Source organism: Streptomyces sp. NPDC002845, assembly GCF_053591955.1.
In genome coordinates this window covers 1-10,056 of the sequence record NZ_JBSFUU010000152.1, presented here as the reverse complement: position 1 = coordinate 10,056, position 10,056 = coordinate 1, and the positions used below count along the sequence as shown (strand labels likewise).

General features: G+C 71.1%; 5 protein-coding genes and 1 pseudogene. 2 read left to right on the top strand and 4 right to left on the bottom strand.

Annotated features, from left to right (window positions below; genetic code table 11):
* Window positions 1-169: 169 nt before the first annotated feature.
* Entirely contained in the window at window positions 170-1,129 is a 960-nt protein-coding gene (locus ACWD3C_RS46880) for a nuclear transport factor 2 family protein (protein WP_451154665.1), read from the top strand.
* 138 nt (window positions 1,130-1,267) lie between these two features.
* Here the strand turns inward: ACWD3C_RS46880 and ACWD3C_RS46875 are convergent.
* Window positions 1,268-1,354 (bottom strand): annotated as a pseudogene (locus tag ACWD3C_RS46875) (DNA-binding response regulator); the annotation flags it as partial.
* A gap of 379 nt (window positions 1,355-1,733) precedes the next feature.
* On the opposite strand from ACWD3C_RS46875, the gene ACWD3C_RS46870 reads away from it, so the two are divergent.
* The gene (locus ACWD3C_RS46870; RefSeq protein WP_451154667.1) at window positions 1,734-4,154 is read left to right on the top strand and encodes a lamin tail domain-containing protein; all 2,421 of its coding nucleotides are present in this window, start codon (window positions 1,734-1,736) and stop codon (window positions 4,152-4,154) included.
* Between the two features lie 65 nt (window positions 4,155-4,219).
* Here ACWD3C_RS46870 and ACWD3C_RS46865 read toward each other — a convergent pair whose 3' ends face one another.
* The 3 genes from ACWD3C_RS46865 to ACWD3C_RS46855 all read right to left on the bottom strand — a co-directional run bounded on the left by ACWD3C_RS46865 (window position 4,220) and on the right by ACWD3C_RS46855 (window position 9,602).
* Entirely contained in the window at window positions 4,220-6,688 is a 2,469-nt protein-coding gene (locus tag ACWD3C_RS46865; RefSeq protein WP_451154664.1) for a SpoIIE family protein phosphatase, read from the bottom strand.
* 384 nt (window positions 6,689-7,072) lie between these two features.
* The gene (locus tag ACWD3C_RS46860) at window positions 7,073-7,780 is read right to left on the bottom strand and encodes a hypothetical protein (RefSeq protein ID WP_451154662.1); all 708 of its coding nucleotides are present in this window, start codon (window positions 7,778-7,780) and stop codon (window positions 7,073-7,075) included.
* A gap of 289 nt (window positions 7,781-8,069) precedes the next feature.
* Window positions 8,070-9,602 carry a glycosyl hydrolase family 28 protein gene (locus tag ACWD3C_RS46855; RefSeq protein ID WP_451154660.1) on the bottom strand — a complete coding sequence of 511 codons (1,533 nt, stop codon included), beginning with the start codon at window positions 9,600-9,602 and terminating at the stop codon, window positions 8,070-8,072.
* Window positions 9,603-10,056 lie beyond the last annotated feature (454 nt).

Here is a 10,056-nt window from a genome sequence, read left to right as displayed (position 1 = left end):
GCCGTCGTCGTTCGTCTGCGGCGGCGCCGTGGCTGGTCGCGCCCACGCGGCGAAGCCGCATATGTACACAGCCCGCGCCCCTTCGGGGGCGCCGCCCCACCGCAGCGGACTTCATCCGACCTGCTCAGCCCACCACCCCATACTCAGCCCCGCATTGGAGAACACCGTCATGCGCAGCACCCTGCTCTCCCGCAAGGCCCTCGCCGCCCTGCTGGCCGCCGCCACCGTCGGAGCCGTGGCCGGGTTCGCCCCCGCCGCCACCGCCACCACCACAACCGGCATCACCATCGCGCCCAGCACGGCCACCGCGGGCTCCTGGCAGAGCAGCCCTTACGTCGAGGAGCGCAACAAGCGCGTCGCCGTCCACGTGCTCCGGCAGCTCTTCGAGGAGGGCAACCTCGATGTCGCTGACCGCTACATCCGCGAGGACTACATCCAGCACAACCCGGCGGCCCCCAACGGCCGGGAGGCCATCAAGAACTTCATTCGCGACTGGACCGCGCAGTTCCCGGACCACGTGTACAACGTCAAGCGGGTCCTCGCCCAGGGCGACCTGGTCATGGTGCACTCCAACCCGGTCTACGAGCCCGGCACCCGCGGCGTGGCCGTGGTCGACATCTTCCGCTTCGACAAGAAGGGCATGATCGCCGAGCACTGGGACGTGGTCCAGGACGTACCGGAGACCACCGTCAACGGCAACGACATGTTCGGCACGGTCAGCCGGCCGCAGACCAACCAGCCTGGCCCCCGCTGGCTGACGCCGTTCAGCGAGAAGGTGGCGACCCAGTACTTCGACACCCTCCTCGTCGACAAGAACCCCGACGCGGTCAGGTACCTCGCCCCGGAGTACCACCAGCACAACCCCGACATCCCCAGCGGCTCCGCCGGCCTGCGTGAACAGTTCACCAACTTCTTCGAGCAGTTCCCGGACCTGATCGTGGAGCGCAAGCGCGTCATCACCCAGGGCGACCTCGTCTCCATCCACGCCCACTACCGCCTCAACCCCGAGGACCGCGGCCAGGCCGTCGTGGACATCTTCCGCGTCGGCAAGAACGGCAAGATCGTCGAGCACTGGGACGTGGTCCAGGACGTACCGGCGGAGTCCGCCAACGACAACACCATGTTCTGAGCCGTCCCGGACCCCAAGTGGCCTCTCCTGTGGCCCGAACCTGACGTCCGACGCCCCGACCCGTGACCGGTCCGGGGCGTCGGACGTCAGGTTCGGATCACGGGGCAGGCCGGGACCTCACTGCTCACTGGTCACTGGTCACTGGTCGACGAGGCCCGACCGCCAGGCCCAGGCGGCGATCTCGACGCGGTTGCGGGCGGGGAGTTTGGTCTGCACGTTGCCCACCATCCACCGCGCCTACCGCACCACCAAGTAGCCCGCGCGCCCTCACCACACCAACACGCCGATGTCCGCGGACGGCCGCCCCGTCCGCGGACATCGGCGCCTTGCTCGCAGGGCGCGGGAGACCCGCCCCTTCTTCGTTCCCCGAATTTAACCTGCGGCCTCTTGGCGACCCTGCCTCTACGCGCGTAACTTGAGCCGACTCCCCCACACCGCCGCTTCACGCGCCGTCGGCCGACAGCGTGTTGACGTGCACGACGACGCACCCGATGGACCGATGTACGAGGAGACCGCCAGCGTGTCCAGACCCGCAGGAAACAGACGAGGCACCAGCCCCGGCAGCAGTCCCCGCGCGCGCCGCGCCGCCTACCCGCTGATATCCGTGGGGGTGGCGGGCGCGTTCGTCTTCACCGCCCTGCCCGCCGCGTTCGCGGCACCGTCCGACACCGCGGTGATCGCCGAGGTGTACGGCGGCGGGGGCAACTCGGGGGCGACCCTGGTCCGGGACTTCGTCGAGCTCGGCAACGCCGGTTCCGGGGCCTACGACCTGTCGGGCTACAGCGTGCAGTACCTGCCCGGCTCGCCGTCGGCGTCCTCGCGGTGGCAGGTGACCGCGCTCACCGGTGCCATCGCCCCCGGCGGCCGGTACCTGGTCGCCGAGGCGGCGGGCAACGGCGGTACGACGGCGCTGCCGGCCGCCGACGCGACCGGCTCGATCGCGATGAGCGCCAGCAGCGGCACGATCGCCCTGGTCTCCGGCACCACGGCGCTGACCTGCAAGACCGCTGCGGACTGCGCGGCCGACAGCAGGATCGTCGACCTGGTGGGCTATGGCAGCGCGCTCGTCCGCGAGGGCGGCGGCCCGGTCACCGGCGCCTCCAACACCGCCTCCGTCGCCCGTGCCGCGTCCCTGGCCGACACCGACGACAACGCCGCGGACCTCGCCGCCGGTACGCCGTCGCCGGTCAACTCGGCCGGACAGACGCCCGGTTCGGGTGAGGGCGACGGAGACGGGGATGGGGACGGGGACGGGGGTGGGAACGGAGACGGGGACGGTGGCGGTTCGACCGAGCCGGGTACCGTCCGCGTCCACGACCTCCAGGGCACCACCCGTCTCTCCCCGCTCGCCGGGCAGACGGTCACCCGCGTCCCCGGCATCGTCACCGGCGTACGCACCACCGGCTCCAGGGGCTACTGGATCCAGGACCCGGAGTCCGACGCCGACCCGCGCACGAGCGAGGGCGTCTTCGTCTACACCGGCTCGGCCACCCCCACCGTGGCGGCCGGTGACTCGGTCCTGGTCAGCGGCAGGGTCACCGAGTACTACCCGAGCAGCACCAGCCAGTCGGTCACGGAGATCACCGGCCCCACCGCGACCGTGCTCTCCAGCGGCAACCCGCTGCCCGAGGCCGTCACGCTGGACGCCACCACCGTCCCGGACGCGTACGTGCCCACCGCGGACGGCGGCAGCATCGACGCGCTCACCCTCGAACCGGCCGCATACGCCCTGGACTTCTACGAGTCCCTGGAGGGCATGCGGGTCGAGGCGTCCGACGCGCGCGTGGTCGGCGCGACCACCCGGTTCGACGAGCTGTGGGTGACGGTGAAGCCCGGGGAGAGCCCGAGCGCCCGCGGCGGCACCGTCTACTCCTCCTACGACCGGCCCAACACCGGCCGTATCAAGGTGATGTCGCTCGACACCACGACCGCCTTCCCCGAGGTGAACGTCGGCGACGAGCTGTCCGGCACGACCAGCGGCCCGCTCGACTACTCCACCTTCGGCGGCTACAACCTCCAGGCCACCCGGCTGGGCACCCTGGTGGACGGGGGCATCGAGGCCGAGGTGACCCGCCGTCAGAAGCGCAAGGAGCTCGCGGTCGCCACGTACAACGTGGAGAACCTGGACGCGCTCGACGACCAGGAGAAGTTCGACCGGCTCGCCGAGGGCGTCGCGGTCAACCTCAGCTCGCCCGACATCGTCGCGCTGGAGGAGATCCAGGACGACAACGGCCCCGTGAACGACGGCACCGTCGGCGCCGAGGCCACCCTGACCCGGTTCACCGATGCCATCCGCGCGGCCGGCGGCCCCCGCTACGCCTGGCGCTACGTCTCCCCCGAGAACAACCAGGACGGCGGCCAGCCCGGCGGCAACATCCGCCTGGTCTTCCTCTACAACGCCAAGCGGGTCTCCTTCACCGACCGGCCCGGCGGCGACGCCACCACGGCCACGAGCGTGGTGAAGACGAGGAAGGGCGCCAAGCTCACGTACTCCCCCGGCCGGATCAACCCGACCAGCGACGCCTGGGGCAGCAGCCGCAAGCCGCTGGTGGGCGAGTTCGTCTTCCGCGGCGAGCGCGTCTTCGTGATCGCCAACCACTTCGGCTCCAAGGGCGGCGACCAGCCCCTGCACGGCCGCTACCAGGACCCGACCCGCGGCTCGGAGACCAAGCGCCACGCCCAGGCCGCCGAGGTCAACACCTTCGTCAAGTCGCTGCTCGCGGCCGACCGGAACGCCAAGGCCGTCGTACTCGGCGACATCAACGACTTCGAGTTCTCGCAGACGATGACCACGCTCACCGCCGGCCGCGTCCTGAACCCGCTGATCACCGAGCTGCCGGCCGCCGAGCGCTACACCTACGTCTACGACGGCAATTCCCAGACCCTGGACCACATCCTGACCAGCCCGGCCGTCACCCACTTCGACTACGACGTGGTGCACATCAACGCCGAGTTCGCCGACCAGGCGAGCGACCACGACCCGCAGATCGTACGGATCGACATCAGCAGGTGCCGGAGGAACTGACCACCGGCAGCCACACCCACGGGACGGCGCGCCCCACAGCGCGCGCCGTCCCGCCCCCAGGGCCCTCAGACGACAGGGAACGGTCGGGCGGCATCAATGCTCTGTTCCGCCCAGATCGTCTTGCCCGTGGGGGTGGGGCGGGTGCCCCAGCGCTGGGTGAGCTGAGCGACCAGGAGCAGCCCTCGGCCGCCCTCGTCGAAGGCGCGGGCGCGGCGCATGTGGGGTGCCGTGCTGCTGGTGTCCGATACCTCGCAGATGAGGCTTCGGTCGTGGATGAGACGCAGCTGGATGGGCGGCTCGGCGTGCCGGATGGCGTTGGTGACCAGTTCGCTGACGACCAGCTCGGTCACGAAGGCCGCCTCGGTCAGACCCCACGCCTCCAGCTGACGGACGGCGTTCTTGCGGGTGTCGGCGACGGCGGCCGGATCGGGGGCCACCTCCCAGACGGCGACCCGGTCGGTCTTGAGCGCGCGAGTGCGGGCGACGAGCAGGGCCACGTCGTCGTCGGGCCGCTGGGGGAGCACGGCGGCGAGAACCGTGTCGCACAGCACGTCCAGCGAGCCCGCAGGGCTGGTGAGGGCCTGGCGCAGCATGGAGAGGCCGACGTCGATGTCGGTGTCCCGGGACTCGATCAGGCCGTCGGTGTAGAGGACCAGCAGACTGTCTTCCGGCAGTTCGATCTCCATCGACTCGAAGGGCAGTCCGCCCAGGCCCAGCGGGGGTCCCGCCGGAAGGTCGAGCAGCTCCACGGTGCCGTCCGGGCTCACCACGGCGGGCGGCGGATGCCCGGCCCGGGCGAGCGTGCAGCGGCGGGAGACGGGGTCGTACACGGCGTACAGGCATGTCGCCCCGACGTGTCCCGCGGTCTCCACGTCCCCCACGGCCCGCTGCGCGCCCTCGGTCTCCGTGGCCAGGAGGCCCACCAGGTCGTCGAGGTGAGTGAGCAGTTCGTCGGGGGGCAGATCGATGTCGGCGAGGGTCCGTACGGCGGTACGCAGCCGGCCCATGGCCGCGGAGGCGTGGATGCCGTGGCCCACCACGTCGCCCACGACCAGCGCCACCCTGGCCCCGGACAGCGGGATCACGTCGAACCAGTCGCCGCCCACCCCGGCCTGGGCACCGGCCGGGAGGTAGCGGGAGGCGACCTCGACCGCGGCCTGCTCGGGCTGGTGCTGCGGCAGCAGGCTGCGCTGCAGGGTGACAGCCGTGCCGCGTTCGCGGGCGTAGCGCCGCGCGTTGTCGACGCAGACCGCGGCCCGCGCCGCCAGTTCCTCGGCCAGCACCAGATCGTCCTCCCGGAACGGCTCGGGGCGCCGGTGGCGGACGAAGACGGCGACACCCAGGGTGGTTCCGCGCGCCGAGAGAGGCACGGTCATCACCGAGTGGAAGCCGAAGTCGCGGATCCGGGAGGTCCTGAGCGGGTCCCGGGCGACCCAGTCGGCGATCGGGGGCTCGGTCACCTGGTACAGCAGGGCGCGGCCCGACCGCAGGCTCTCCACCGGCGGCGAGCCCTCCGGGTACCGGTCCACCTCGCCCGGCGCGACGACAGCCTCCGGGACCCCCGGATACACCGACTGGTGGGCGATGCGCCGCAGCACGAGAGGGCCGCCCGCACCCGGCGCTCCCGGGGGCTGTTCGAGTAGGTCGTCGAGGGGCACCAGGAGGTCGACGCTGAGGAAGTCGGCGAGTTCCGGGACCGCCGCGTCCGCCAGTTCCTGCGCCGTCCGGGTCACGTCGAGAGTGCTGCCGATACGGGAGCTGGCCTCGGCGATCAGCTGGAGGCGCTTGCGGGCCCAGTACTGCTCCGTCATGTCGTGCGCGGTGGAGGCCACGCCCAGGACACGGCCGTCCGGGGCCTGAAGGCGGTAGAGGAAGAACGCCCAGGCGTGCTCACGAGTCTCGCCGGGGACACGTGCGTGGTCCTCCAGGTACTGCGGCTCGCCGCTCTCCAGGGCCCGCCGCATCAGCCGCTCGACGTCCTCCGCCGCCGGGTCGGCGAGCACGTCCGGCAGCCGCAGCCCGCGCATGTCGTCGTCGCTCAGGCCGAACAAGTCCTGTCCGGCCCGGTTGGACCGACGCAAGCGCAGGTCCGTGTCGTACACGGAGGTCGCGCAGTACGGGGAGTCCAGCAGAGCCCACCGTACGAGCGCGTCGTCGTCGGGGTGCGGCCGCGGCCGCCCGCCCACCGCGGAGAGCACGAGCCAGTCGCGGGTCCCGTCGTCCCGCGTCCGGTGATACGCCAGGGCCCTTGCCTTCACGCGGTGCCCGTCACGGTGCCGGAGAGCGACCGTCCCATGCCACCTCGGCAGCTCCGAGAACGGCGGCAGGTCGCCCGACGTGGGCTCCTCCGCGAGCAACGAGGCCGCCGGACGGCCGAGAATCCGCGCCGCCGCATACCCGAGCAACCGCTCGGCACCCTCGCTCCACCCGGTCACCATGCCGTTTTCGTCGACGGTGACGCGCGCGGTGAGCGCCTCACCGCCGACCCCCCGGGCGGCCCTCGCTCCCCGGTCGTCGACGACACGCCGCTCCATGGCCGCTCATCTCGCTCTCGTGAGCCCTCGACCGCGTTCGGATCATCCACTTTCAACCTTATTCCTCCGGCCGACGTTGTCTCACGCCGAGCACCGACGCGGGCCGATGGGGAGTGATGCCGGTGACTGCCGGTGGCTGGCAGTGGCTGGCAGTGGCTGGCAGTTACGGTGTCGCCGCTGCGCCGGTAGGCCGTCTCCGGCTCCTGGCGCGTGCCCTGCGGGGGGCCGTCGTCCACGAGGCGCGCCGGCGTACGGCCGCCGCACGGCCCGGTGGCCTGCGGGGACGAGGGGCCGAGAGTGGGGCCGCCGGGCTCCCGCCGGGGTGGGCGCAGAGGTCCTCCGGCGCGTCGGTCTCGTGCGTCGGACTCCCGCGTCGGACTCGCGTCAGCGCAGGACCAGGACTCGGCAGGGCGCGAGCAGGAGGGTCTCCCGGGCGTCCGCCGGTGCGTGCCGCCATCCCCAGGACCGCAGCGCGTCCAGGGTCTCGGCGTCGCCGCGGTTCACCAGCATGACGCCGAGCACGGCGGCGTGGTCGGTGAGCAGCCGGTTCTGGAGGCGGCGGGCGAGGTTCCAGTCGCGGTCCTGGTTCTCGGCGCGCACACGGTGTTCGACGAGGATCTCGGAGATCGCGAAGAGCCGTCCGGACTCGGCGACACGGAGCAGGCTCTCCGGAAGACATCCATCGAGGCCACGCCAGCAGGTACCGTCGCCGCGCACCGGGAAGCCGTAGGCGCATCCCGTCAGGACAGTGGCCCCCTGCGGAACAGCGGCCATCGACGGAACAACTCTCTCCACGACCACCAGGGCGAACCCCGGTCGCCGCACATCGACCGAGAGCCGCCGCAGAAAGGCGGAACGGGCCTGGCTCCACACCCCCGGCTCGCCGCCGGTGGTCCGGGCGTACAGATCGCCGAGTTCCCCCAACCGGTCCTCGACCTGACGCCGGGTCAGCGAACGGAGGAACTCCCCCGCCATGGGCGACGGCCCCTGCCGGCCCTTGGGCGGACGCGGCTCCTCGGGGCGCCCCCGGTTCTGGCCGGGGACCCGCCCCGGGTCCGCGGTCACCGGCCGGTCCGGCACGTGCGCAGCCATGAGGCGAGCCCTAACCCCGAGCGCGGACGGGTCCGACCCGGCGTCGTCGTTCGCCGAGAACGGCACCGGCGTGGGAGCCGACGCACGAGGAACCCTCGGTGCCTTCAGCGTACGCCCGGCCGCGCGGGGGCCGACCGCTCCGCGGGGCATGGCGGCCGTACGTGCACAGACACGGCCGCCGCGGCGCAGAAACAGTGCGGCCTCAGCAGAGCAGGGGCTCGGCGAGCCGGGGTGACCACCGACCCCGGCCCGAACACCGTACGTTCCGACGGCCGCAGGAGCTGAGGCCTTACAGGGCCGCGGCCTCCTCGGTGGTGAGGAAGCGGAGGTTCTGCACGTGCTCGTTGACGAACATGGGCACGCCGTCCGAGGCCAGGTACCAGCGCGGCTTGCCCCCGCTGTCGGCGATCACGCGGCCGTTGACGCGGAGGTTCTCGAAGGTGACGTCCTTGACGGTGCGCTCCGCGTCGGTCCCGGCGATGATCGACACGTCGGCGTTCTTGCCGTTGTAGCTGAGGTCCTTGATGTAGACGTCCTCGATGCCGCGGCCGGACGCCTTGTTCCACACCGGGTTGTTGATGACCCGCACGTGGACGAGCTGGCCCCAGCGGACGTCCTCCACGCGGATGTTGTCGAACCTCACATTCCGAACGAGGTTGCCGTCGGCGGCATTGACGGCGATGCAGCCCTGGGCGTTCACCTGCGGCTCACGGTGGTCGAGAATGTCGATGTTCTCGAACTTCAGGTTCTCCAGCATCTCGTGGTTGTCGGGGTCGGGGTTGCCGTGGACGCCCATGTTGATCGGGTGGGCCACATCGGCCCAGAGGGAGGAGTTCTTGACGGTGATGTTGCGGGTGTCGCCGTAGAAGTCCCAGCGGTGGGTATAGAGGGCGATGCAGTCGTCGGACGTGCGCAGGAAGCAGCCGTCGATCGTGACGTTCTCCGAGCAGTAGAGCTGGATGCCGTCGCCCCAGCCCTCACGGCTGAAGGCGCGCAGGTTCCTGATGGTGAGGTTCCGGCACTCGGCGACCCGTATGTTCTCGTACCGGGGGTTGAGGATCGTGATGCCGTCGATCGTGAAGTTCTCGCACTTGCGGATCAGCATCGCGCCCCACTTGGAGTTGTAGATCACTCCGCGGCCTATGATCCGGGAGTTCTCCGCCCCCTCGATTCTCACGTGTGCCTGGAGGACCGCACCGGGGGCCAGGTAGACGGTGGTGTTGCTGGGCACCTTCAGCTCCCCGTTGGGGGGAGTGTGGAAACCGGGCCCGAAGTACATGACCTTCTTGTCGCCCTCGGCGGGCGGGTTCTGCTCGACCGGGTTCGCGAACAGGTGCAGGCAGTCGAAGATCTTGTCGTCGACCTGGACGACGATGTTGCGGGGCCGGTCCAGGGTGAAGCGCGCGGTGTCGCCGAGCACCTCGGGCTTGATGCCGTACGAGTCCGGGCGGACGCGGAACTTCTCGGCGCCGCCCCGGTTGTAGGTGACCTCGACCTCGACGGTGCCGGAGAAGTCGAAGGCGGCCCAGGAGGACTTCTGGACCGGGTTGCTGCCGGTGACGGCGTCGATCAGCGCCAGCTTGGCCAGGTAGACGCCGACTCTCTGCCAACTGCCACCGACCGGGCGGACCTTGACGGTGAAGGCGTTGTTGACCGGCACTTGCGGCAGGGTCGGGTGGGTGACAACGATGTCGCCGGTCGTGGCGGTCTCCTTCGCCATGGCGGCGGCCTGTGCACTGCCCGCGACGCTGCTTGCCAGACCGGCGGCGGCGAGGGTTCCGGCGGCCTGGAGGGCGGTGCGCCGGGAGAGGGGTGAACTCATGGTGACTCCTGGACGGAACGTGAACGTGGGCGAATGACGGCCGGCCGGACCTGCACGGCCGACCTCCGGAGGGTCGTTTGGGTGGGTGCGAAGAGAGCGGCCGCTCTTCGCACCGATGCGGCATATGGGCAGGGCTGATCTTGTGACCAGGCGGGAATCCGCGTCAAGGTATGGAACGAATTGCGAAATTCTTTCGGGAGCATTCGGAGGGCGAGGGTTGGCTGTCCGGACTGCCGTCGCCGCCCGCACCGCCCGACGCGATGGGCGGTGCCACGGCCAACATTCGTCAGGGCCGTCTTGCCTCCCCCTGTCCCCGTCTCAGGTTCCCGGTCCTGCCCTGCCTGCCTACGGTCCGCGTTGGCGAATCCAGTGCGGGTGGGGGGCTGTCGCGGGTGGGGGGGGGGAGGGGGGGGCGGGGGTGGTGGCGGGGCGGGGGGGGGCGCCCCCCCCCACA